Here is a 21,040-nt window from a genome sequence, read left to right as displayed (position 1 = left end):
GTGAGGAGATGCGCCCCTCATCCGCCTGCCGGCACTTTCTCCCCGCAAGCGGGGCGAAGGGACGTTGCCGCACCGTTTTGCGCACTCTCGAACTGCTCGTGTGGCACGTCCCCTCTCCCCGCCAGCGGGAAGAGGGCCAGTCCTCGGGTTAAACCCGAGGAGAGGGGCAAACCCCAATCTCAATAAGGCGCCTGCACCGGCCCCATGCCGACATAGACGGTCTTCAACTCGCTGTAGTGGTTGAGTGCCGCCACCGAGTTCTCGCGGCCGAAGCCGGACTGTTTCGAGCCGCCGAAGGGGATCTCCACCGGGCAGAGATTGTAGGTGTTGATCCACAGCGTGCCGGCCTCGAGCTGGTCGACGACACGGTGTGCGCGGGTGATGTCGGCGGTGAAGACGCCGGCCGAAAGCCCGAACTCGGTCGCATTGGCACGCGCGATCACCTCGGCTTCGTCGTCGAAGTCGAGCACGCACATGACCGGGCCGAAGATCTCTTCGCGGGCGATCGTCATGTCGTCGGTGACGTCGGCAAAGACCGTCGGCTGGATATAGGTGCCGGCTGCGTTGACGGCATTCGGGATGCCGCCGCCGGTGACGAGCCGCGCCCCTTCGGCCTTGCCCTTCTCGATATAGGCAAAGACCTTGTCGCGCTGCGGCATGGAAACCATCGGCCCGAGCTGCGTCGCCTCGTCCATAGGATCGCCGATGACGATTGCCTCGGTGCGGGCCTTGAGCCGCGTCAGGAACTGTTCCTTGATGCCCTTCTGGACGAAGACGCGGGTGCCGTTGGAGCAGACCTGTCCGGTCGAATAGAAATTGCCGAGCATGGCGCCGCCGATGGCGCTTTCGAGATCGGCATCATCGAAGACGATCAGCGGCGACTTGCCGCCGAGTTCCATGGTGACATGCTTGAGTTCGGCTGCGGCCGCACCCGCCACTTTCTTGCCGGTCGGCACCGAGCCGGTCAGCGACACCTTGGCGACGTCAGGGTGGTTGACGAGCAGCGGACCGGTTGAGCGATCACCCTGGATGACGTTGTAGAGACCCTTCGGCAGGCCCGCCTCGATCAGAATTTCGGCGATTTTCAGCGCGCCGAGCGGCGTGTTTTCCGAGGGCTTGAAGACCATGGCGTTGCCGGCGGCAAGCGCCGGTGCACCCTTCCAGCAGGCGATCTGCTGCGGATAGTTCCAGGCGCCGATGCCGACGCAGACGCCGAGCGGCACGCGCTTGGTATAGGCGAAGTCGCCGCCGAGCGGGATGTAATCGCCGTTGAGCGCCGTGGCGATGACGCCGCCGAAGAATTCGAAGCTGTCGGCGCCGGATGTCGGATCGGCGACGATCGTCTCCTGGATCGGCTTGCCGGTGTCGAGCGTCTCGAGCTCGGAGAGCTCGCGGTTCCTTTCGCGCATGATCTCGGCGGCGCGCTTGAGGATACGGCCGCGCGCCGTCGGGCTCATCGCCGCCCATTCCGGCTGGGCACGCTTGGCGGCCGCAATCGCCTTTTCGACGATCGCGGGCGTTGCCGCATAGAGCCGGGCGATCACTTCGCCGGTCGCCGGATAGATGCTCTCGATGACGGTGCCGGCGATGTCCTCGACATATTCGCCGTCGATGAAGTGCGAGGCTTGCGGTTGGGCTTTCATGTCATTCTCCCCGCGGATAGCGTTTGGATTCCTCGAGATTGTCGAGGTTCATATGGTTGCGCATATAGCGCTCGGATGCCTTCTGCAGCGGCTGGTGATCCCATGGGTAATAGGCGCCGTTGCGGAGCGCCTCGTAGACCACCCAGCGCTGCGCCTGGCTTTCGCGCACGGCCGCATCGAAGGCGTCCATGTCCCAATGAGCGGCGCGCATGTCGCGGAAGGCCTGCAGCGTCGCCGCCTGCACCGGCGTTTCCGGATTGGCGGCGAGATTCTTGAGTTCCAGCGGATCCGCCTCGAGATCGTAGAGCTGGTCCGGATCGAGCGCACAGTGGATATATTTCCACTTGCCTTCGCGGATGGCGACGAGCGGCGCGTAGGACGCTTCCGCCGCATATTCCATCAGCACCGGTTCGCTGCGCTCCTCGCCGTTGATCATGGGCACGAGGCTGATGCCGTCGGTCCAGGGTTTCACCTCGTCCATGGAAATGCCGGCGAGATCGGCAAGCGTCGGCGTCACGTCGAGATTGGAGGTCGGCGCCAGGTGCAGGCCGGGTGCAACGCCCGGACCGGCGACCATCAGCGGCACGCGGGCCGAGCCCTCGAAGAAGTTCATCTTGAACCACAGGCCGCGCTCGCCGAGCATGTCGCCGTGATCCGAGCAGAAGAGGATCAGCGTGTCGTCGAGCATGCGGGTGCGCGTCAGCGTGTCGATGAGCTCGCCGACCTTCTCGTCGAGATAGGAGATGTTGGCGAAGTAGGCCCGGCGCGAGCGGCGGATATTGTCTTCCGTCAGGTTGAAATTGCCGTAGTCGCAGGAATGCATGATACGCTTGGAATGCGGATCCTGCTGATCCTCCGACAGCATGCCGACCTCGGGCAGCAGATGTTCGCAGCCCTCATAGAGGTCCCAAAACTTCTTGCGCGCCACATAAGGGTCGTGCGGGTGGGTGAAGGAGACGGTCAGGCACCAGGGGCGGCGGTCCGCGTCGTCATTCTCGCGCGAGAGCTGGTAGAGCTTCTGGTTGGCGAGGAAGGCGACCTCGTCGTCATATTCCATCTGGTTGGTGATCTCGGCGACGCCGGCGCCGGTGACCGAGCCGAGATTGTGGTACCACCAGTCGATGCGCTCGCCAGGTTTGCGATAGTCGGGCGTCCAGCCGAAATCGGCCGGGTAGATGTCGGTGGTCAGCCGTTCCTCGAAGCCGTGCAACTGGTCCGGTCCGACGAAATGCATCTTGCCGGACAGCGCGGTGTAGTAGCCGGCGCGGCGCAGGTGATGCGCATAGGTCGGGATCGAGGACTGATACTCGGCGGCATTGTCGTAGACGCGGGTTCGGCTCGGCAATTGCCCGGCCATGAAGGAGGCGCGGGCCGGCGCGCAAAGCGGCGATGAGGTATAGTTGTTGCGAAAACGGGCCGAGCGGGCGGCAAGCGCCTTCAGGTTCGGCGCATGCAGGAACTCAGCCGGCCCGTCCGGGAAGAACTTTCCGTTCAACTGGTCGACCATGATGATCAGGATGTTCGGTCTTGCGGTCATGCGGCCGTTCCCTTGTGGCTGGGGCCTTGGCGATTGAGCCGGTCGATATGCGAGGCGACATAGTCTTCCGTGAGCGCGATCGATGCTTCGATGCCGACCGGCGCAGAGCGCAGACTCTGGCGGATATAAAGTCCGTCGATCATCGCAGCAGCGCCCTCGGCGATGCGTTCCGCGTCATCGGCTGCACAAAGCGCTTTGAGGCTCGCGACCAAGTTGGAGCGCAGGCGCCGTGCATAGACGACCAGTAGCCGCCGCACCTCTTCCGATCGCTGTGCTTCCGAATAGAAGGCGAGCCATGCGGCGACCGTATCCGGGGCGAATTGGCTCGCCTGGAAGGAGACGCGGATAAGGGCGCTCAGCCTTTCGCGCGGGCTCGCCACGGCGTGAAGCGCCGTCACCGTGTCGTCGCGCAATTGCCGTAGAAGGCTGCGGATCGTTTCGATCAGCAACTGTTCCTTGCTGCCGAAGTAGTGATGGGCAAGCGCTGGGGAGACGCCGGCATGACGGGCAATCTCGGACATGGTGACGGCGAGCGTGCCCTGGTCGCCGATCACGCGAAGTGCTGCGTCCACCAGCGCCTTGCGGCGCACCGGTTCCATTCCGACCTTCGGCATTCGTCTCTCCCTTGACGTCAGTCAGTTTATTTTTGATTGATGCATCAATCAATAAAAATCTGCGGTGTTTTTGCTTTCCTTTTGCCGAGAAATGCGGCTCAATCATCGCGGTAGCGATCTTGCGACTCGAAGGACTGGAGGTTGAAATGACCCATGCATTCGATCCGGCCGACAAGACGGCGGTTGCCCGCAAATGGGGATGGTTCGTAGCACTCGGCGTGCTGTTGATCATGTGCGGTGGTCTCGCCTTCGGCAACCTGCTGATGGCGACCGTCGCCTCGGTCTATTACGTCGGATTGATCATGCTGATCGGCGGGCTTTTCAATCTCGCCCACGCCTTTCAGGTGAAGGGCTGGGACAGCGTGCTCTACTGGGGCCTCAGCGGCGCCTGCTACACGATCGCCGGCCTTTTTGCCTTCATCAATCCCTTGCTCGCCTCGTCCTTCCTGACCTTCGTGATGGCGATCGCGCTGATCATCGCCGGCTGCTTCCGCGTCTGGGTCGGTCTCAAGCTCCGGCCGGTGCAGGGCTGGGGCTGGGTGGCGCTCGGTGGTCTGGTCACACTCGCGGCTGGCCTGATCATCGCTGCCGGCTGGCCGGTCAACAGCCTGTGGATCCTCGGCCTGTTCCTGGCCGTCGACCTGGTGATGCAGGGACTGTCACTGATCGCCTTCGGTGTGCTGGCGAAGGGCTAGGAGCGTACGCTGTCAAAGCGAGTGGAAAACACGCACTTTTCTCATTCTGCCCCGGCGTCACAGCTGCGAAGCAGCGTCTCCAACAGCCCGAGCAGGTCACCGCGAAGATCGGCAAGCCCACCTGCGGCCAAGGCTTCGAGACCGATCAGGGCGCCGTAGAGTGCATTGGCGCCGCTGCGGCTGCGGATTGAGGAAAATCCACAACGGCCGAGGAGATCGGCGACATAGGCAATGCGCCGCTCGTCTACCGATTTGAGGATAGTCGCGGCCGCGGCGTCGAAACGCGCCCATTCACGAATTGCGCCTTCGGTCAGCATGCCGCCATAGGCAAGGTTGCGGTCGTTGGTGGCGGAGTCCACCAGCAGTCGTAATTGCTTATCTGCCGGCACCTCGTGCGACTCCACCTCGGCGATGATGGCCTCGGTTGCTTCGCGCGCCCAGTGGCTAAGCATCTGCGCCTTCAGATCCGGCACATCCCTGAAATGCCAATAGAACGAACCCTTGCTCACGTTCAGGTCGCGAGCAATGGCTTCAGCCCGTATCGCCTGCACGCCGCCCTCTGTCAGCGCTCGGAAGGCGGCCTTGATCCAGTCATCGCTCGTGAGGGTGTCTTTTGTCGCCATGGCTTTCCATACGCCACCGTATTGACCAATGCAACCTAATGGCGTACATACGCTGCCGTATGGTGACGCGTGGAGATGAACTCATGAACAGATGGCTTCTGGCGGCGGGCGTTCTGTCCCTGGTGACAACGGGTATCCATCTCTTCGCCGGCGGGCCGGAAGTGCATGTGCCTCTGCTTGCAAGCAGCCCATCGCCGCTGCTGCAGACCTATGTCTCGCTTCTGTGGCACGCGACGAGCGCCATCCTCCTGATCAACAGTCTGGCGCTACTGTTTGCCGCCGTGAACGGACGTTATCGCGCACCCCTGGCAGGTGCGGTGATCGCGCAATATCTCGCCTACGCGGCGCTCTTCATCGGCTATGGTTTTGCTTATCTCGGCTCTCTCTGGAACACGCCGCAATGGGTGGCCTTCGCCGTCATGGCCGCATTCGCGGCGATCGGCGCGCGGTCGGGCACAAGGCCTGCATCACCCATGGCCGCCTGAGGCGGCTTCCACAAACAGGCGAACAAGGTACCAGTCATGTTGACGGCGATCGCGATCCTGCTTTTCCTCGTTCTTGCCGGTATCGCCGGGCTGCACGCCTATTGGGCACTGGGTGGGCTTTGGCCCTGTGACGACGAGGCATCGCTGGTGCGCACAGTGGTCGGGACAGAACATCGCTCGGTAATGCCGCCGGTCTGGCTGACGCTCCTCGTCGCCGCGCTCATTTTCGCCGCAGCGCTCGTGCCATTGTCCGTGACGCCCGTCTTGGCGGGCGCGTTGCCCGCGACCTTGGCCTATAGCGGGCTTGCCGTCCTTGCGGCCATCTTTGTCGTCCGCGGGGTGTTGGCTTTCACGACGGCCTTTCGCCGACGCCACGGCACCGAACCCTTCGCGACTCTCGACCGCCGCATTTACGGTCCCCTCTGCTTGGCTATCGGTGCCGGATACCTGGCGTTGCTCGTTCTCGCCTGGCGCGTTTCCAACTGAAGACTGGTCTTCTGCCGGACATTGACTGGTGACAGGACTTGCTCATGAAACTACTGATTTCATTAGAGTGGTTTGATTGGTCTTGGGCGGTTGCGGCTGTCACATAGCTTTCATCAAAGCTTCATAGTGGGGAAAGACTTCGTTGACTCTTGGCGGCCATGCTGCCGACGTCCGATCGTCCGTTCTTAAGCCTCTGGAGCCCGGCATGTCCGCCGCCCCCGCCGAAATCCTCTCGCTGCGCCGGTTCGGCGACGACCAGATCGTTACGCTCGCCAAGCTGGTGATCGAGAGCGCCTTCCAGCCGATCGCCGAAGCGGCGACCGGCACCGTCTTCGGCTACGAATCGCTTATGCGCGGCTTCCAGAAGCTCGGCTTTGCCTCGCCGCTGGAACTGCTCGACAAGGCCGAGGAGGCAGGGCAACTGCTGGCGCTCGAGCACATGATCAACAGCCGCGCCGTCGCCGGTTTCGCGACGCTGCCCGATTATTCCGCTCGCACCCTGTTCCTCAACTTCGACTCGCGGCTTGTCGGCGGCGAGGGCGATATCGTCGAGCGGCTCGTCAATCACCTGAAGCGCGCCAACATTGCCCCGTCGTCGCTCTGCTTCGAGCTTTCCGAGCGTTTCGACAGCGGCAAGATGCCGGACTTCTCCGCGCTCGTGCGCGATCTCCGGCTCGCCGGCTTCAAGCTCGCCATTGACGATTTCGGTGCCGGCTTCAACGGGTTGAAGCTGCTCTGCGATCAGCCGGTCGATTACGTGAAGATCGACCGGCATTTCATCTCCGGCATCGAAGCGGATGCCCGCAAACGTCATCTCGTCCGCCATACCGTCAACACCGCCCATGTGCTCGGCACGCGCGTCATCGCCGAGGGCGTCGAGACGGAGGCCGAGTTTCTCACCTGCCGCGATCTCGGCTGCGATCTCGTGCAGGGCTATTACGTCGCCCGGCCGACGACACATCTCAGCGAGCTTCTACCTGCCTATCCGCATCTCGATCAGAGCGTGAGCGGCAGACGCTCTTCGTCCTCGCTGGACGGCATCTTGATTCGCAAGCAGATCGAGCAGCTCCCGACGGTGCGCGAAAGCGACGAGCTCGATTCCGTCTTCGATCTCTTCCGGCGGAACCCGCGCCAGGGCTTCTTCCCGGTGCTCAACGCCAATGGCGAACCGCGCGGCATCCTGCACGAATATCACGTCAAGGAGCTGATCTATCACCCCTTCGGCCGCGATCTCCTGAAGAACAGGATCTACCAGCGGCGCATTTCGCATTTCGTCAGCCCGGCACCGATCGCCGATCTCGATACGCCCGCCGACGAGATGCTGAAGATCTTTGCCGGCATGGACGGCAGCGACTGCCTGATCCTGACGGAGGACATGCGCTATGCCGGCACGCTCTCGGCTTCGTCGCTTCTGAAGATCATCAACGAAAAGCAGTTGAAGATGGCGCAGGAGCAGAACCCGCTGACGGGCCTGCCTGGCAACCGCGCCATCCGCGACTACGTCCAGGACGCGATCCTCGACGGTGATCAGGCGCGTTACTTCTGCTATTGCGACTTCGACGACTTCAAACCCTTCAACGACACCTACGGCTTCCAGAAGGGTGATCTCGCGATCACGCTGTTCGCCGCGCTCTTGCGCCGGCACTTCATCGGCGAGGAAAAATTCCTCGGCCATGTCGGCGGCGATGATTTCTTTGTTGGTGTCAGCGGCTGCTCGGTGGAGGAACTGGAGGCGGTGCTGAACCGCCTGCTCGACGACTTCCGTTCCGACGTGCGCCAGCTCTATTCGCCGGAGCATCAGGCGGAAGGGCGCATTAGCGGCTACGGCCGCGACGGCTCGCCGAAGGAATTTCCGCTGATGCGCTGTTCGATCGCAGTGCTCGGGCTGCCGGAAGGCTTCGTCTTTTCCGACGCCCAGGCCGTCAGCGCCCGCATCGCCGAAATCAAGTGCCGCGCCAAGACCAGCGAGGCCGGGCTCGTCCTGGACGCGCTTGGGGGCTGAGATCTGGAGCAATTCCCAGGAAAAGTGTGAAACGGTTTTCCGTCGGGATTGCGTAATTTCAGAGGATTAGATCGTTTCATTGTTTCCATGAAACAGTGAAACGATCTAATCTCCAGGCCAGTTCAGCCCGCCAGTGCAGGCACGCGGTGAGCGAGATAATCGCGCATCTGCGCGAGCGCCATCTCACGCGTCAGTCCACCCGATTGCAAGCCGAGCCGCAGCCATAACCCGTCGATCAATGATGTGATGCCGAGCGCCGCGGCCTCGCATTCGTCTTCCGGCAACAGATGAGCCAGCGCGGAGAGAAGGTTCGAGCGCATACGGGCGTGAATGACCTTCTGGATTCGGGCGAGTTGCGGTTCGCGCGGCACCTCGGCGCAGAGGGAAAGCCAGGCATGGCAGACTGAGGGCTGGAAGAAGCGTTCCTCGAAATTCGCCTCGATGATTGCCTCCAGCCGCTCGCGGGGCGTGCGCGCCCGGTTCAGCCGTTCGACCACCGCTTCCTTCAGCGCGGCATTCGCCTCGCGCATCGCATGTTCGAAGAGCTCCTGTTTGTTGGCGAAATAATGCAGCACGATGCCTTTGGAGGCGCCGGCATGCATCGCCACCTTCTCCAGCGTCGCGCCGGCCATGCCTTCTTTTTGCAGCACCTCGAAGGCCGCCCGGCGCAGCTCGCGTCGCCTGATCTCACTTATCCTCGTCAATCGCATAGTCGCCTCCAAACGATTCTCAGATTGACAAACTTTCCGGAAAGATCAATTGTTGTCCCGTGGGACAATTTTTAGTCCATATGGACAAGTTGGGAGAAAGCTATGCCGGATCTGAAACTCTTGATGTCCACCATTGCGCTCATTGCTGCCACCAACCCGGTCCTTGCCGGCGACCCCGAGGCCTGTCGGCGCGTGCGGCTGGCAGAGCCCGGATGGAACGATCTGGCCTTCACCACGGGCGTGGGGCTGACGGTGCTGAAGGCGCTTGGCTATGAGCCGGAGAGCAAGCTGCTCGGCATCGACGTCATCTACACCAGCCTGCGCAGCGGCGATCTCGACGTCTTTCTCGGCTATTGGGATCCCGCGATGGTGAGCTATTACAAGCCCTACAAGGACGACGGTTCGGTCGAGACCGTGCGCACCAACCTCAAGGGCGCGAAATATACCTTCGCCGTGCCCGATTATGTCTGGGAGGCCGGGGTCAAGGACTTCGCCGACCTGAAAACTTTCGCCGACAGGTTCGAGAAGAAGATGTACGGCATCGAGCCGGGCTCCAATCAGCTGATGCTCGATGCGATCAAGGACCCGAGCCTCGGGCTCGATGGCTGGGAAGTGGTCGAATCGAGCGAACAGGGGATGTTGGCCGAGGTCACCCGCCGGGTGCGCGACAAATCTTTCATCGTGTTTCAGGGCTGGGCGCCACATCCGATGAACACGACGCTCTCGATCAAGTATCTGACCGGCGGCGACAAGTTCTACGGGCCGGACTTCGGCGCCGCGACCGTCTCCACCCAGGTGCGCAAGGGCTACCTGCAGGAGTGCCCGAACGTGGCGAAACTCCTCAACAATCTCGTGTTCGACATCGACTTCGAGAACCGCGGCATGGGCTACCTGATGAACGACGGGCTGGCGCCGGATGAGGCCGGGCAAAAGGCGATCAAGGAGGAACCGCAGCGGCTCGACGCCTGGCTCGCCGGCGTGACGACGTTCGATGGGCAGCCGGGTTCTGCCGCGGTCAAGGCCGCGCTCGGGCTGTGACCGGCATCGACCAACGGCATTGGGGTTCACTGAAGAAGCGGCTCGAACTACCAGGCGGGCGTCAGTTCGCCTATGTCGATCAGGGCCAAGGTCCGGTGCTGTTGCTCCTGCACGGCTATTCTGACAGCAGCCGCAGTTTCTCGCTGATCGCGCCTCATCTGGTCGGTCATCGCCTCATCATTCCCGATCTTGCCGGACACGGCGCCTCGCAAGCGGGGCAAGGGGCGACGGTTGCCGATTTTGCCCGGGACCTCGATTGCCTGGCAGGCCGGCTGGCGCTCAGCGACGTCGTTGTCGTCGGCCATTCCATGGGCGCGATGACAGCAATCGCCTTTGCCGCCGTGCGGCCGGATCTGGTCCGCACGCTCGTCCTGCTGTCCGGCAGCCTGCAGCCCGGGCTCGACGCGACCAATCCGATGGCGCAGGCGATCCGCGCGTTGAAGGATCCGCTTCATCGGGACGATGCGTTCTTCAACAGCTGGCACGCCTGCAGCCGTCCGGTCGATGGCGAATTTCTGGGTTGCATGCGCGAGGAGGCCGCGGACATACCGACACGGATATGGCACACCGTCCTCGATGGCCTGGCCGTTACCGACCTGCGCACCAGCGCGCGGCACCTGCGGATGCCGGTCCTGGCGATCGCCGGCAGCGAGGATCCGCTTTTCGATGCCGGACATCGCCAGCAGCTTGCCGCCACCCTCGTCGCGGCCCGCTTGATCACTCTGGACGGGCACGGTCATAATCCGCACTGGGAGAGTCCCGCCCTTGTGGCCGAACACATACTCTCCTTCCTGTCGGCCGAGGACGGCTCTATCGGTACGACGGAAGCTCTTTCCGCGACGCATCGCCAGCGCTAGATGGGGCACATCAGTGAGCATGAGGTAATGCCATGTCCCTTCCGTCAGAAATGAATTTCGTCGATGTTCCGGCCCCGGGCGGACCGGAAAACATGGTCCTGAAGAAGGGGCCGTTGCCCGAGGTCAAGCCCGGCGACATCCTGGTTCGCGTGGAGGCGGCCGGCATCAACCGCCCCGATGTCCTGCAGCGTAAGGGCGACTATCCGCCGCCGCCGGGCGCAAGCCCGATCCTCGGCCTCGAGGTGGCGGGCGAGATCGTGGCGTTGGGCGAGGGGGCCGAGGGCTTTCGGATCGGCGACAAGGTCTGCGCGCTCGCCAATGGCGGCGGTTATGCGGAATACGCGGCAGTACCCGCGACCCAGGCGCTCGCCTGGCCGAAGGGCTATGACGCGGTGAAGGCGGCCGCGCTGCCGGAAACATTCTTCACCGTCTGGGCCAATGTCTTCGACATGGCCGGTCTTAAGGCGGGCGAGACGATCCTCGTTCATGGTGGCTCGAGCGGCATCGGCACGACGGCGATCCAACTCGCCAAGGCCTTCGGTGCCGAGGTTCTCGTCACCGCCGGCAGCGCCGAGAAATGCCGGGCCTGCGAGGCGCTGGGTGCCAGGCGCGCGATCAACTATCGCGACGAGGACTTCAAGGTCGTCGCGCTCGAGGAAACAGGCGGACGCGGCGTCGACGTCATTCTCGACATGGTTGGCGGGCGCTACTTCGATCGTAACATTGCATCGCTTGCGAAAGACGGACGCCTTTCGATCATCGCCTTCCTCGGCGGCGCCAAGGTGGAAGCCGCAAACATCGCGCCGATCCTGACGAAACGGCTCCATGTCATGGGCTCGGCCCTTCGTCCGCGCACGGCGGCGGAGAAGCAGGTGATCCGCGACGGCCTTAGGGAGAAGGTCTGGCCGCTGCTGGAGGCGGGCAAGGTCGCGCCGGTCATCCATTCGGTTCTGCCCTTCAGCGCGGTTTCCGACGGCCATCGCCAGATGGAAGGGGGCGACCATATCGGCAAGATCATCATGTCCCTGTGATCGGCAAGATCATCATGCCCCTGTGATCGGAACGATCATCAGGCCCCGGTGATCGCGGCGATCATGCGGTTCTTGTGATCGCGAGCATTGCGACGATCTCCGACTATCGTCGATCTTGTAATTGGAGACGGATCGCTTACCTTCGACTGATCAGCAACGAACAGAAAGGAAGGTGATCCAATGTCTAATGAGATTTCGGTCTTGGTGAAGGGCATGGGAGAGGTGAACGTGTCGAGGCAGCCCTCGGCCTGATCCCCGCCTTCCTTCGGGCCTAAAGCCCGGGCCACTCACTTGGCCAGAACTCATGGAAGGGTCGCCTCGGGCGGCCCTTTTCCATTTCCCGCACAATGCGTGCGGTGCCAGGCTTGGTCTAGCCGGCTGCTCCGGCGGACGCCGCTTCCTGGATCAGGAGCCAGGGGTTTGGCGTGTTATCAATGAACTCGTCCTGAATATGCCTCAGGACCTTCCTTTGCCCTGCAAAGGGAACCATGCGCAGCGCTTCGGCAAAGCTCACCCAGCGGAATTCGCTGTGCTCGGCATTCAGGCGGACGGGTGCCTCCTGCGGCGCGTAGCCGACAAAGACGGGCAGCAGGCTGATCGCGTTGCGGTCGGCCTCGTAAAACTGCTCGCAGATATCGGCGGAATAGAAGCGGTCGGGGTGCAGGCCCGTTTCCTCCTCGACTTCACGCAAGCCGGCCTGCCAGGCCGTTTCTCCAGCCTCGATCGCGCCCGCAACCTGGCACCAGGTTCCGGCCAGCGTTCCGGTGCGCCGAAGAAGGAGAAATTCAAAGGCACTCCCTGCGGGCCGCAAGATGACGACTGAAACGGCAAAGCACCTGATCGGGATCTCATGCACGTGGCGTCCTCCTGATTCGATCGGTGGACCATGCAATGTTGGGTAGGGGCCATCAACCCTGGTGTCGTGAACCCGCAGACTAGCTAGACCCCAAAACGCCCGAGTGCCGGGATCTTGATGCCGGGCCTGGCAAAGTCGAAGCCGGCGACGAGGCCGAAGAAATGCAGCTCGAGGCCGCTGCGCACCCCGGCTGAAATGCCGGCCAGACCATAAAGCGTTGCGTGCATGTCGCGGCTATCGGCATCGATCTGGAACAGCTTGCCCTCCGGCAGATAATCCCTGCCGACGGCGTCGGGCGGCAGCACCGCGCCGAGTTCCGGCACCGAGCGCAACACGTGGGCGACGAAGGTGTTGGAGTTCGGGCCTGGCCAGATCCGGTAGCCGCCGGGCGAAGCATAGGGATAGCCGGCGATCGCCGCCTCGATTTTCGGGATCAGTCTGCTGGCCTCGGTGCCAGTCACGGAGACGACCAGCCGCGGTTCGTTGGAGTACCAGCGGGCGTCCGCCGGATAGCCGTTCCGGCGGATCGGCTTGCCCCAGCCGACCTTGTCGTAGCGGTTGTAGGCGGGCGCACCCTGTTCCTTGGTGACGATCCAGGCGTGGCTGGCGATAGCGCCCTTCATGCCGCCCGTCGTTGCCGAGAACACATAGATCGCTGCATCCGAACTATCTGCCGCCTTGGGCAGGATGCCGGCCGAAGACCAATCCGCATCCCGCCAGCTCTGCGGCCGGTCCTGCATGTACCACCAGCCGGCCGAGGCCAGCGCCGGCAACAGGTAGATGACCAGAAAGACGGCGGCGAGCCTGCGGACGAATTTCATGAAAACTCCGTTTCCTGACGCTGGAATCCTGCTAAATGCACGGAGCAATTTCGGATATTTGAGGGCAAGGCATGTCGAATCCCGTTCTCGTCGAAGTCACCCGTGGAAACCTCGTCGAAAGCCGCCATCGCGGCCTTGTGATCGCCGTCGATGGCGACGGCCGCACCGTCTTTTCGCTCGGCGAAACCGACACCGCCGTGTTCCCGCGCTCTGCCTGCAAGGCGATGCAGGCGCTGCCATTGATGGAAAGCGGCGCCGCTGACGCCTACGGCTTCGGCAACAAGGAACTGGCGCTTGCCTGTTCGTCCCATTCCGGCGAGCCGGAGCATGTGGAACTTGCCGCCAAGATGCTTGCAGCAGCTGGCCGCGATGTCTCGGCGCTCGAATGCGGCGCCCATTGGTCGTCCGACCAGAAGACGCTGATCGCCCAGGTCCGCAGCCTCGATGCGCCGACCGCGCTTCACAACAATTGCTCCGGCAAACACGCGGGTTTCATTTGCGCCTGTTGCCATTCGGGTACCGAAGCAAGGGGCTATGTCGGCTACGACCACCCGCTGCAGCGGGAAATCCGCGGTACGATGGAAAGCCTGACGGGTGCGATCCTCGCCAAGGACAATTGCGGCGTCGACGGCTGCTCAATCCCGACCTATGCCGTGCCGCTCAAGGGTTTGGCGCATGGTTTTGCGAAGATGGCGACCGGCGCCGGCCTTGGGCCGGAACGTGCCCGCGCCTCCAAGCGGCTGATCGAGGCCTGCATGGCAGAGCCCTTCTTCGTGGCCGGCACCAAGCGCGCCTGCACACGGCTCATGAAAACGGCGCCTGGTCGCATCTTCGCCAAGACCGGCGCCGAGGGTGTCTTCTGCGCCGCCATTCCGGAGAAGGGCATCGCGATCGCCTTGAAATGCGAGGACGGCACGACGCGGGCGGCAGAGGCCATGATTGCGGCAACGCTTGCTCGCTTCTTCCGCGACGAGCCGGAGCTGCATGCAGCCCTGATGGCGCAGGCCAACCACTCGATGCGGAACTGGAACGGCATCCATGTCGGCGATGTCAGGGTGACGGAGGCTTTTGCCGCCTGAGACGTGCGAGCCGAGGAGTCCACGCGTCTGCGAGCATCCCGGTCGAATCAATCCGCCGGCGACATCAGGCCTTGATCATCGCGATGTTCGCGTCGTCATAGGGCGCGAGCACCCCGTCCTCGATTTCCTCAGCCACGATGAAGCCGGCCAGATCGGCGATCCCGGCTACGCGGTGTGGCGAGACCGCGCCGAATTTCTCAGCCGTCGCAAGCACATAGGTATCTGCGGCCTGCTTCAGGATCGCGCGCTTGACGGCGGCCTCTTCAAAGTCGCCGGTCGAGACGCCATGGGCCGGATGAATGGCGGTGACGCCGAGAAAGAACAGGTCGACGCGAATGCTGGCGATGGCGGCCAAGGCGGCCGCTCCCGTCGCAACCATCGAATGCTTGTAGAGGCGGCCGCCGATCAGGATCACCTCGGCTTCGTGGCGTTCGAGCTCGGCGGCGATCGTCGGGCTGTGGGTGACCACGGTCAGCCGCATCTCGCGTGGCAGCGACCGCGCGATTTCCGCATTGCTCGTGCCGCCGTCGAGAAAGATCGTCTGGCCCGCCTCGATCATCGTCGCGGCCTTGCGCCCAAGCCGACGTTTGACGTCGCCGGCGATCTCCTGCCGTGCCGCAAAGTTCGGTAGCGGCGGCACCAGCGGCAGCGCGCCGCCATGGACGCGCTTCAACAGGCCTTCCGCCGCCATCTCGCGGAGATCGCGCCGGATCGTATCTTCCGAGAGGTCCAATTCGTCCGCCAGACGCTTGGCGACGATCTCGCCGTCGCGCGCCAGTCGTGCGGAAATCAAAGCCCGTCTCTGTGTTGTCAGCATGAATGCCTCCTTGACTCTTCACGATATTGCACGAAATATCGAGAAATATCCAGAATGATCTGGATATTTCGTGCAAAAAAGTGGAGAAAATCATGCTGATTTTGATCGCAGGCCCCTATCGCTCGGGAACGGAAGACGATCCGGACAAGATGGCCGCCAACCTGAAGCGATTGGAAGAGCCGTCCTATGCGCTGTTTAAAGCCGGGCACGTGCCGATGATCGGCGAATGGGTGGCGCTGCCGGTGTGGAATGCGGCGGGCGGCGAGCGGGTGGGGGATGGGCTCTACGAGGAAATCTTCCACCCGGTGGCCGGACGCCTGCTGGCGCTTTGCGATGCTGTGTTGCGCTTGCCGGGTGACAGTAAGGGAGCCGACAACGATGTGCGCATTGCCCGCGAGCGCGGCATACCCGTCTACCATCGCCTGGTAGATGTGCCCGGTTGCGGCGAGGCGCTCGTTGCGTGACCGAAAACGGCCCGGCAGAGATAGCCTGCCGGGCCGAATATGAGGTTTCCACACGCCTCCGCAAGTCATCCTCGGGACCGATGCGCGGTTCAGTCCTTCACGCCGCCCTCAAGCAGAGGGTGGATGTTCCGGTTGGGCCACGGCATGACCGGGGAGGTGAGTCTACTCATGCACGTGCGGCTCGGCGACGAAGGTCAGCGTCGCCGTCAGCCCCTTCTTGTCGGCTGCGGCATTGCCTTCGAGCGGGATTGCGTGGCTGACGGCGAGGATGTTGACGCCGGCATTGCGCAGCGTCACCTCGGCTTCGCCATTCGCGTCCGTCTTTTCGGAGACGAACTCGGGCAGTCCGGCGTAGTCCAGGGTGATTTCCTTGCCTTCGAGCGGCCTGCCGTCGAGCAGCAGGCGGACGCGAAATCTTTCACCAGCCTTCAGGCCGATGGGGTTGTCGAGAGGAACAATCTGCAGCGGCTGTGCCGGGAAGTCCGGCAGATCGCCATGCGCATGCACCAGCGCGATGCTGTATTTGATGGAATGGCTCGCCTGCTTGGCGCCGGGAACCTCGTTCTTCGGCTTGTTCACCCATTTGCCGTCGGCGTCTTCACTCCAATAGCCGTTGTCGAACTCGAGAGCGACGACTGCGGGTTCGCCGTCGAGTTTCAATAAGGCGTGGTTGTCGGCGGGCACGATCGTCACCGGCAATGCCTTGCCGTCCTCGTCAAGCGCCGAGACCGATTTCACTTTGGCCGGATCATAGGCTTCGTCCGCCGGGCCGTGGCCGTAGATGACGGCGAGCGTTCCCCACCGCTCGCCGATCCATGCGCCATGGGAAAAGGCGGGTGTCGCAGCGGCGGCAAACAGGCTGGCGGCGATGAAGGTTGAAAAGAGCGTCTTCATAAGCAACTCCGACAATGTTATAACGTAACAGTCAGCTTGTATTGAAATCCGTTCCGGCTTGTCAATCCGGGTGATATCCTTCCTTCTGCGGGTCACACGCGGGAATAGGAGTGGAGAAAACCCTTTGGGCTTCGCCCGAATTCGCTTGAATTCGCGAGTATTGATACTGTCGGCTCGGCTCGATCGACGCTAAGTCATTCGATCCACCTGACCGCAGAGGAGAGTTAAAGTGTTGAAATTGTTCTACGCACCGGGGACCTGCTCGTTGGCCTCGCATATCGCGCTCGAGGAGGCTGGTGCTGACTACGAGGCGCGCCGCGTCGATTTCTCGACCGCCGAACAGACCAAGCCCGATTATCTCGCGGTAAACCCGAAGGGCCGGGTGCCGGCGCTTCTGACCGACCGCGGCGTCGTCACCGAAACGCCGGCGATCCTCACCTATATCGCTGAGACGCATCCGGCGGCGAACCTGGCACCAAGGGGTGATGCGTTTGCTTTTGCGCAGTTGCAGTCGTTCATGAACTATCTGTGCTCGACGGTGCATGTCGCCCATGCCCATGGTCGCCGCGGTGCGCGCTGGGCGGACGATCCCGCCGCGCACGAGGCGATGAGGGCCAAGGTCGCATCCAACATGACGGCCTGCTTCGAACTGATCGAAAACAGGATGTTCGAAGGGCCCTTCGTCATGGGCGAGGCCTATTCAGTCGCCGATCCCTACCTGTTCACCATTGCCGGCTGGCTGGAATCGGATGGCGTCGATCCCGCTCTTTTTCCGAAAGTGCTGGATCACCGCAATCGCATGACGACGCGCCCGGCCGTTGCCCGAGTATTGGCGGCGGTCAAGCTCTGACCTGTCGCGCAAAAGCGCGCAGCGGTCTTGCTATTACTTACGACGCGCCTTGGGCCACGGGCCGTCCTGGCTACATCAGCATGTAGTCCTTCGGTTGCGGCAGGGGCGGAAGGTCGGCTTCGCCCAGCGCCTCGCGCAGGTTGATCTCGATCGTTTCGGCGAGTGCCACGATCGGCAGGTCGTTCGGCAGCACGCCGAACGGCTCCTCTAGCTCGTCGCCAAGCGCGTCGAGGCCGAAGAACGTGTAGGCAACCAGCGCGGTGACGAAGGGCGTCGCCCAGCCGAGCGCATCGGCAAAGCCGAAGGGCAGCAGGAAGCAGAATAGATAGGCGGTGCGGTGGAGAAGCAGCGTGTAGCCGAAGGGCACTGGCGTGTTGCGGATTCGCTCGCACGCAGCGAGCGTCGCCGACATCTTGCCGACCGTACCGTCCAGCAGTGTCCACTGAAAGTCGCTGATCGTGCCGGATGCACGAAGACCGGCAAGGTCGCGGCCCATCGCGCGCAACAGGAAGTCCGGCGGATTGCGGCTCGCCTTGTAGCCTGGAACCAGATCGCCAGGTATCCACTCGAGCGTCCTGGCGACATGGTTGCCCGGCCGCAGGTGGCAGACCAGGGCGTGGGCAAACGCGATCGTCAGATTGAGCAGGCGCCGCCGCGCCGCTTTCCCCGACGTCTCGTCCAGGATCAGCGTCTGGCGGGCAAGATCGCGCGACGTGAAAATCAGCTGCCCCCAATCCTTTCGCGCCTCCCACCAGCGGTCGTAACAGGCATTGTTGCGAAAGCCGAGAAACACGGAAAGCGCGATGCCGAGCAGCGCGAACGGGCCACTGTTGACGCTTGGCACGATTTGCGGATCGAAGCGGTGCGCCCAGACGACGAGGGCGGAAAGTCCGAAGACGAACAGCACCTGCGGAAATATCCGCTGAATGACCGATCCCCTGAGGATGAAGAACAGTTTCAGAAGGCTGGGGCGGTCGCGAACGATCATGGAAGAGCACCTGTGCGGCTATCGTTTCCACCGGTATAGGCGCTGGCTCCGAAATGGAAGGGCGCATCATTCGATCGCGCCGGCTGCAGCATCGAGATTTTCGCCCCGGATGTCGACGGCAAAGCCTCCCTGGTCGAAAAGGTCAGCAGACACCGACCGACACCGTAGGGCGCCGCCCGGTGTCCGCTCACGTGAAGTAGTGCAGAATTCAGCTGCCGAAGCTTGCAGAAAGCCTCTTCGGCGCTTTTTCCCGCCAGGCGGCAATCAGCCGCCCGGTTAGACTTCCATCGTCGATCTCCGAGAGCCGGAGGAGCATGGCAGGCCAGCCCTTGTAATGGTCCGTCTCGAAATAGAGCCGCGGATCGAGTTCCAGCAGCATCTCCTTTTCTTCAAGCGCGCACATGACGACGAGCGTCTCGTCATCCTTCATGCGCGCGAAGCTCTTGTCCTTCACCAGCAGCGCCGGCGTGCCGTAGGAGGTGCCGACCGAAACGTCCGGCAGGCCGGCGGCTTCCGCCAGCTTGACGATGCGCGCGAAATTGCGGTCGAGGTCCTCGCTCATCCCGTCAGCTTATCACAAGGCCCTTGTTCGTCACCGGCCCCCGGCCTGCAGGTAGTCGCCGCCGCATTCGGTCGCGCGCGGCCAGGGCCAGCCGGGGAAGGGCAGATCACCGAGTTCGCGTTCGTCCATGCGCTCGAGATCCGGGTGCTGCAGCGGGTCGCGCGCCCAGGCCAGTGGCGTATCCTGCTTCCGATTTTCCGAAGTGGCGAATGCGGTCAACGTCGAGAGAAGCTTCAACATGGCGGACCATCCTTTCGTTCGTTGGATGATCTGCCTGTCCCGCTCTCTTTTCAATTGAGAATGGCACCGAACGAGTTTAGAAAAACTATATGAGGGATCTGAACTCCGTCCATCTGAACGGACTGCGCGCGGTCGAAGCTGCCGGTCGACTGGGCTCGCTCGCCGCAGCGGCAGAGGAACTCGGCGTGACCTCCGGCGCCGTCAGCCAGCAGATCGCCAAGGCGGAGGCCCAGCTCGGCCGCGTCCTGTTCGAGCGAACGTCGCGGGGCCTCGTCCCGACCGACTTTGGCCAGCGGTTCCTCGCGCGCCTCGGCAACGCCTTTCAGGAACTGGCGGAGGCCGTGGCTTCGGCACGGCGGCGCGACGAGTCAGTGTTGACAATCTCGGTGGCACCGGTCTTTGCCGCCCGCTGGCTGGTCTATCGGCTCAACCGCTTCGCCGAGCGTCACCCGGACATTCGCCTGCGTATCGATGCCACGACGAAGCTCGTCAATCTCGACACGTCCGATGTGGACGTCGGCATCCGAGTCGGCTCCGGCGAATGGCCCGGTGTGAAATCCGAACTGCTGTTGCAGCAGGAGGTCTTTCCCGTCTGTTCGCCGTCCATGGCAGAGAACCTGCGTGTACCTGCAGATATTCTAAAGCTCCCTGCCGTGATCGACGGTCACTCGATGTTCAGCTGGGAGGTGTGGCTTCGCGAAGTCGGCCTCTCCGGCGCCGAAATGCGCGTGCGCCACACGTTCAACGAGGCGTCGCTGGTGCTCGACGCGGCGATCTCGGGGCAGGGTGTCATGCTCGCCTGGCAGACGCTGGCCGGTTTCGCGATCAGCCAGGGCAGTCTGGTCGTGCCCTTCGGCATTCGTGTCGAGACGGGCTACGGCCACTACTTCGTCAGCTCGCCATCGCGGCGGGAAAGCAAGGCCGCGGCCGCCTTCAAGCGCTGGGTTCGTGACGAGGTGGAAGAGGGCATGCGCCTGCTCGATCTCAGGGCGCCGCGCGTTCGCTTCGACGCGGCGACCATGACTTGACGATACCCGGGCAGCCGTCGAGCCGTTCGCGGCGGTCTATTCCGGTTCCGCCAGGCGCATGTCCATCATCGCCTTGAACGCCGGCCGGTCGTGGCAACGGGCAAGCCAGGCGGCCACGCGCGGATATCTGTCGAAAAGCTGCTTCTGGCTCATTGTGTAGCGGAACACTTCCGCAAGGTTGAGATCGGCCACGGTGAAGCGATCGCCGACCACATAGTCCCGCCCGTCGAGGTGGCCCTCCAGGCGGGCGAAGGCCTTGTCGAGGGCCTTGGCGCATCTCGCGATCGTTGCCTTGCCTTCTTCAGTTTCCTCGTTGCCGTAGTCGTAGGTGAGCACGATCTGCACGGCATGCGGCTCGACCTCGGTCGCCGCCCACATCGTCCAGTTGCCGATCAGTCCTTCTTCACGGATATCGGCCGGCGCCAAAGGGCCGCCATATTTGCGCGCGAGATAGAGATTGTTGGCAAGCGATTCCGTCAGCACGACGCCGTCGTCGTCGATCGCCGGGATCAGCCCCATCGGGTTGACGGCGAGGAAGGCCGGCGACTTGGTGTTGATGGGCGCATTGGCGGCAAGCGGATCGGCGACCCGGCGCGCCTGGATGACCGGCACGGATTTGAAGGGGATGCCGAGCTCCCGTGCCATCCAGTAGTTGCGCGATGCGCGCGAGCGATAGACCCCGTAGATCGTCAGCATGTCGAACTCCTCCCGTCGTTGCGT

Annotated in this window: 24 protein-coding genes; 11 read left to right on the top strand and 13 right to left on the bottom strand. The window is 62.9% G+C overall.

What is annotated here, in order from left to right; translation table 11 throughout:
• Positions 1-179: 179 nt before the first annotated feature.
• From betB to betI (AC0C6X_RS00565), 3 genes are read right to left on the bottom strand one after another with little or no spacing between them, the layout of a single operon-like run.
• The gene (gene betB / locus AC0C6X_RS00575) at positions 180-1,643 is read right to left on the bottom strand and encodes a betaine-aldehyde dehydrogenase (protein ID WP_472951337.1); all 1,464 of its coding nucleotides are present in this window, start codon (positions 1,641-1,643) and stop codon (positions 180-182) included.
• 1 nt (position 1,644) lies between these two features.
• The gene (gene betC, locus AC0C6X_RS00570; protein WP_472951335.1) at positions 1,645-3,180 is read right to left on the bottom strand and encodes a choline-sulfatase; all 1,536 of its coding nucleotides are present in this window, start codon (positions 3,178-3,180) and stop codon (positions 1,645-1,647) included.
• Positions 3,177-3,794, bottom strand: a complete 618-nt coding sequence (gene betI, locus AC0C6X_RS00565) for a transcriptional regulator BetI (RefSeq protein WP_472951333.1) — start codon at positions 3,792-3,794, stop codon at positions 3,177-3,179. The genes betC and betI (AC0C6X_RS00565) overlap by 4 nt, the downstream gene beginning before the upstream one ends.
• 146 nt (positions 3,795-3,940) lie before the next feature.
• On the opposite strand from betI (AC0C6X_RS00565), the gene AC0C6X_RS00560 reads away from it, so the two are divergent.
• The gene (locus AC0C6X_RS00560) at positions 3,941-4,489 is read left to right on the top strand and encodes an HdeD family acid-resistance protein (RefSeq protein WP_472951331.1); all 549 of its coding nucleotides are present in this window, start codon (positions 3,941-3,943) and stop codon (positions 4,487-4,489) included.
• A 41-nt stretch (positions 4,490-4,530) separates the two neighbouring features.
• Here the strand turns inward: AC0C6X_RS00560 and AC0C6X_RS00555 are convergent, their stop codons facing one another.
• Positions 4,531-5,112, bottom strand: a complete 582-nt coding sequence (locus AC0C6X_RS00555; RefSeq protein ID WP_472951330.1) for a TetR/AcrR family transcriptional regulator — start codon at positions 5,110-5,112, stop codon at positions 4,531-4,533.
• Between the two features lie 83 nt (positions 5,113-5,195).
• Between AC0C6X_RS00555 and AC0C6X_RS00550 the strand changes: the two genes are divergently transcribed.
• The 3 genes from AC0C6X_RS00550 (at position 5,196) to AC0C6X_RS00540 (ending at position 8,085) form a co-directional block, all read left to right on the top strand.
• Positions 5,196-5,597 carry a hypothetical protein gene (locus tag AC0C6X_RS00550; protein WP_173515880.1) on the top strand — a complete coding sequence of 134 codons (402 nt, stop codon included), beginning with the start codon at positions 5,196-5,198 and terminating at the stop codon, positions 5,595-5,597.
• A 36-nt stretch (positions 5,598-5,633) separates the two neighbouring features.
• Entirely contained in the window at positions 5,634-6,083 is a 450-nt protein-coding gene (locus AC0C6X_RS00545; protein ID WP_210266414.1) for a DUF3995 domain-containing protein, read from the top strand.
• Between the two features lie 205 nt (positions 6,084-6,288).
• A complete protein-coding gene (locus AC0C6X_RS00540) occupies positions 6,289-8,085 on the top strand; it encodes an EAL domain-containing protein (RefSeq protein ID WP_472951328.1) in 1,797 nt (598 codons plus the stop codon).
• A gap of 122 nt (positions 8,086-8,207) precedes the next feature.
• Here AC0C6X_RS00540 and betI (AC0C6X_RS00535) read toward each other — a convergent pair whose 3' ends face one another.
• Positions 8,208-8,795 (bottom strand): choline-binding transcriptional repressor BetI, encoded by a 588-nt coding sequence (gene betI / locus AC0C6X_RS00535; protein WP_173515882.1) that lies wholly within the window; start codon positions 8,793-8,795, stop codon positions 8,208-8,210.
• Positions 8,796-8,918: 123 nt separating this feature from the next.
• Here betI (AC0C6X_RS00535) and choX point away from each other — a divergent pair, with 123 nt between their 5' ends.
• From choX to AC0C6X_RS00520, 3 genes are read left to right on the top strand one after another with little or no spacing between them, the layout of a single operon-like run.
• A complete protein-coding gene (choX, locus tag AC0C6X_RS00530; RefSeq protein WP_472951827.1) occupies positions 8,919-9,833 on the top strand; it encodes a choline ABC transporter substrate-binding protein in 915 nt (304 codons plus the stop codon).
• Positions 9,830-10,690 (top strand): alpha/beta fold hydrolase, encoded by an 861-nt coding sequence (locus AC0C6X_RS00525; RefSeq protein ID WP_472951326.1) that lies wholly within the window; start codon positions 9,830-9,832, stop codon positions 10,688-10,690. Before choX ends, AC0C6X_RS00525 begins: the two co-directional genes overlap by 4 nt.
• 32 nt (positions 10,691-10,722) lie before the next feature.
• Positions 10,723-11,721 (top strand): NAD(P)H-quinone oxidoreductase, encoded by a 999-nt coding sequence (locus AC0C6X_RS00520; RefSeq protein WP_472951324.1) that lies wholly within the window; start codon positions 10,723-10,725, stop codon positions 11,719-11,721.
• A gap of 370 nt (positions 11,722-12,091) precedes the next feature.
• Here AC0C6X_RS00520 and AC0C6X_RS00515 read toward each other — a convergent pair whose 3' ends face one another.
• Complete coding sequence (locus AC0C6X_RS00515) at positions 12,092-12,577, bottom strand: NUDIX hydrolase (protein ID WP_472951322.1); 486 nt, start codon at positions 12,575-12,577, stop codon at positions 12,092-12,094.
• Positions 12,578-12,660: 83 nt separating this feature from the next.
• Complete coding sequence (locus AC0C6X_RS00510) at positions 12,661-13,398, bottom strand: DUF3750 domain-containing protein (protein WP_472951320.1); 738 nt, start codon at positions 13,396-13,398, stop codon at positions 12,661-12,663.
• A 71-nt stretch (positions 13,399-13,469) separates the two neighbouring features.
• Between AC0C6X_RS00510 and AC0C6X_RS00505 the strand changes: the two genes are divergently transcribed.
• On the top strand, positions 13,470-14,477 hold the full coding sequence (locus AC0C6X_RS00505; protein WP_247957952.1) for an asparaginase: 1,008 nt from the start codon (positions 13,470-13,472) through the stop codon (positions 14,475-14,477).
• Between the two features lie 64 nt (positions 14,478-14,541).
• On the opposite strand, the gene AC0C6X_RS00500 is transcribed toward AC0C6X_RS00505, so the two are convergent.
• The gene (locus tag AC0C6X_RS00500; RefSeq protein WP_472951318.1) at positions 14,542-15,294 is read right to left on the bottom strand and encodes a DeoR/GlpR family DNA-binding transcription regulator; all 753 of its coding nucleotides are present in this window, start codon (positions 15,292-15,294) and stop codon (positions 14,542-14,544) included.
• 92 nt (positions 15,295-15,386) lie between these two features.
• Between AC0C6X_RS00500 and AC0C6X_RS00495 the strand changes: the two genes are divergently transcribed.
• Positions 15,387-15,758: a DUF4406 domain-containing protein gene (locus AC0C6X_RS00495; protein WP_173515888.1), complete on the top strand. Its 372-nt coding sequence runs from the start codon at positions 15,387-15,389 to the stop codon at positions 15,756-15,758.
• A gap of 162 nt (positions 15,759-15,920) precedes the next feature.
• On the opposite strand, the gene AC0C6X_RS00490 is transcribed toward AC0C6X_RS00495, so the two are convergent.
• Entirely contained in the window at positions 15,921-16,652 is a 732-nt protein-coding gene (locus AC0C6X_RS00490; protein ID WP_472951316.1) for a DUF4198 domain-containing protein, read from the bottom strand.
• Between the two features lie 229 nt (positions 16,653-16,881).
• Here AC0C6X_RS00490 and AC0C6X_RS00485 point away from each other — a divergent pair, with 229 nt between their 5' ends.
• A complete protein-coding gene (locus AC0C6X_RS00485; RefSeq protein ID WP_173515890.1) occupies positions 16,882-17,502 on the top strand; it encodes a glutathione S-transferase family protein in 621 nt (206 codons plus the stop codon).
• A gap of 70 nt (positions 17,503-17,572) precedes the next feature.
• Here AC0C6X_RS00485 and AC0C6X_RS00480 read toward each other — a convergent pair whose 3' ends face one another.
• From AC0C6X_RS00480 to AC0C6X_RS00470, 3 genes are all read right to left on the bottom strand, one after another.
• Complete coding sequence (locus tag AC0C6X_RS00480; RefSeq protein ID WP_173515891.1) at positions 17,573-18,490, bottom strand: bestrophin family protein; 918 nt, start codon at positions 18,488-18,490, stop codon at positions 17,573-17,575.
• Between the two features lie 208 nt (positions 18,491-18,698).
• Positions 18,699-19,052 (bottom strand): MmcQ/YjbR family DNA-binding protein, encoded by a 354-nt coding sequence (locus tag AC0C6X_RS00475; protein WP_173515892.1) that lies wholly within the window; start codon positions 19,050-19,052, stop codon positions 18,699-18,701.
• 30 nt (positions 19,053-19,082) lie between these two features.
• On the bottom strand, positions 19,083-19,292 hold the full coding sequence (locus tag AC0C6X_RS00470) for a hypothetical protein (RefSeq protein WP_246304271.1): 210 nt from the start codon (positions 19,290-19,292) through the stop codon (positions 19,083-19,085).
• Positions 19,293-19,381: 89 nt separating this feature from the next.
• Between AC0C6X_RS00470 and AC0C6X_RS00465 the strand changes: the two genes are divergently transcribed.
• Positions 19,382-20,320, top strand: coding sequence for a LysR substrate-binding domain-containing protein (locus tag AC0C6X_RS00465; RefSeq protein WP_472951314.1), 939 nt, complete (start codon positions 19,382-19,384; stop codon positions 20,318-20,320).
• Between the two features lie 36 nt (positions 20,321-20,356).
• Here the strand turns inward: AC0C6X_RS00465 and AC0C6X_RS00460 are convergent, their stop codons facing one another.
• The gene (locus tag AC0C6X_RS00460) at positions 20,357-21,016 is read right to left on the bottom strand and encodes a glutathione S-transferase family protein (protein ID WP_472951312.1); all 660 of its coding nucleotides are present in this window, start codon (positions 21,014-21,016) and stop codon (positions 20,357-20,359) included.
• Between the last annotated feature and the right edge of the window lie 24 nt (positions 21,017-21,040).

The sequence above is a fragment of the Ensifer sp. VA4 genome (assembly GCF_055710065.1).
This window is presented reverse-complemented; position numbering and strand designations above follow the sequence as displayed.

What these genes read in the sequence shown, in the direction of transcription:
- betB (WP_472951337.1), bottom strand. Translation starts at nt 1,643, where the DNA reads ATGAAAGCCCAACCGCAAGCCTCGCACTTCATCGACGGCGAATATGTC.
- betC (WP_472951335.1), bottom strand. Translation starts at nt 3,180, where the DNA reads ATGACCGCAAGACCGAACATCCTGATCATCATGGTCGACCAGTTGAAC.
- betI (WP_472951333.1), bottom strand. Translation starts at nt 3,794, where the DNA reads ATGCCGAAGGTCGGAATGGAACCGGTGCGCCGCAAGGCGCTGGTGGAC.
- AC0C6X_RS00560 (WP_472951331.1), top strand. Translation starts at nt 3,941, where the DNA reads ATGACCCATGCATTCGATCCGGCCGACAAGACGGCGGTTGCCCGCAAA.
- AC0C6X_RS00555 (WP_472951330.1), bottom strand. Translation starts at nt 5,112, where the DNA reads ATGGCGACAAAAGACACCCTCACGAGCGATGACTGGATCAAGGCCGCC.
- AC0C6X_RS00550 (WP_173515880.1), top strand. Translation starts at nt 5,196, where the DNA reads ATGAACAGATGGCTTCTGGCGGCGGGCGTTCTGTCCCTGGTGACAACG.
- AC0C6X_RS00545 (WP_210266414.1), top strand. Translation starts at nt 5,634, where the DNA reads ATGTTGACGGCGATCGCGATCCTGCTTTTCCTCGTTCTTGCCGGTATC.
- AC0C6X_RS00540 (WP_472951328.1), top strand. Translation starts at nt 6,289, where the DNA reads ATGTCCGCCGCCCCCGCCGAAATCCTCTCGCTGCGCCGGTTCGGCGAC.
- betI (WP_173515882.1), bottom strand. Translation starts at nt 8,795, where the DNA reads ATGCGATTGACGAGGATAAGTGAGATCAGGCGACGCGAGCTGCGCCGG.
- choX (WP_472951827.1), top strand. Translation starts at nt 8,919, where the DNA reads ATGTCCACCATTGCGCTCATTGCTGCCACCAACCCGGTCCTTGCCGGC.
- AC0C6X_RS00520 (WP_472951324.1), top strand. Translation starts at nt 10,723, where the DNA reads ATGTCCCTTCCGTCAGAAATGAATTTCGTCGATGTTCCGGCCCCGGGC.
- AC0C6X_RS00510 (WP_472951320.1), bottom strand. Translation starts at nt 13,398, where the DNA reads ATGAAATTCGTCCGCAGGCTCGCCGCCGTCTTTCTGGTCATCTACCTG.
- AC0C6X_RS00505 (WP_247957952.1), top strand. Translation starts at nt 13,470, where the DNA reads ATGTCGAATCCCGTTCTCGTCGAAGTCACCCGTGGAAACCTCGTCGAA.
- AC0C6X_RS00500 (WP_472951318.1), bottom strand. Translation starts at nt 15,294, where the DNA reads ATGCTGACAACACAGAGACGGGCTTTGATTTCCGCACGACTGGCGCGC.
- AC0C6X_RS00495 (WP_173515888.1), top strand. Translation starts at nt 15,387, where the DNA reads ATGCTGATTTTGATCGCAGGCCCCTATCGCTCGGGAACGGAAGACGAT.
- AC0C6X_RS00490 (WP_472951316.1), bottom strand. Translation starts at nt 16,652, where the DNA reads ATGAAGACGCTCTTTTCAACCTTCATCGCCGCCAGCCTGTTTGCCGCC.
- AC0C6X_RS00480 (WP_173515891.1), bottom strand. Translation starts at nt 18,490, where the DNA reads ATGATCGTTCGCGACCGCCCCAGCCTTCTGAAACTGTTCTTCATCCTC.
- AC0C6X_RS00475 (WP_173515892.1), bottom strand. Translation starts at nt 19,052, where the DNA reads ATGAGCGAGGACCTCGACCGCAATTTCGCGCGCATCGTCAAGCTGGCG.
- AC0C6X_RS00470 (WP_246304271.1), bottom strand. Translation starts at nt 19,292, where the DNA reads ATGTTGAAGCTTCTCTCGACGTTGACCGCATTCGCCACTTCGGAAAAT.
- AC0C6X_RS00465 (WP_472951314.1), top strand. Translation starts at nt 19,382, where the DNA reads ATGAGGGATCTGAACTCCGTCCATCTGAACGGACTGCGCGCGGTCGAA.
- AC0C6X_RS00460 (WP_472951312.1), bottom strand. Translation starts at nt 21,016, where the DNA reads ATGCTGACGATCTACGGGGTCTATCGCTCGCGCGCATCGCGCAACTAC.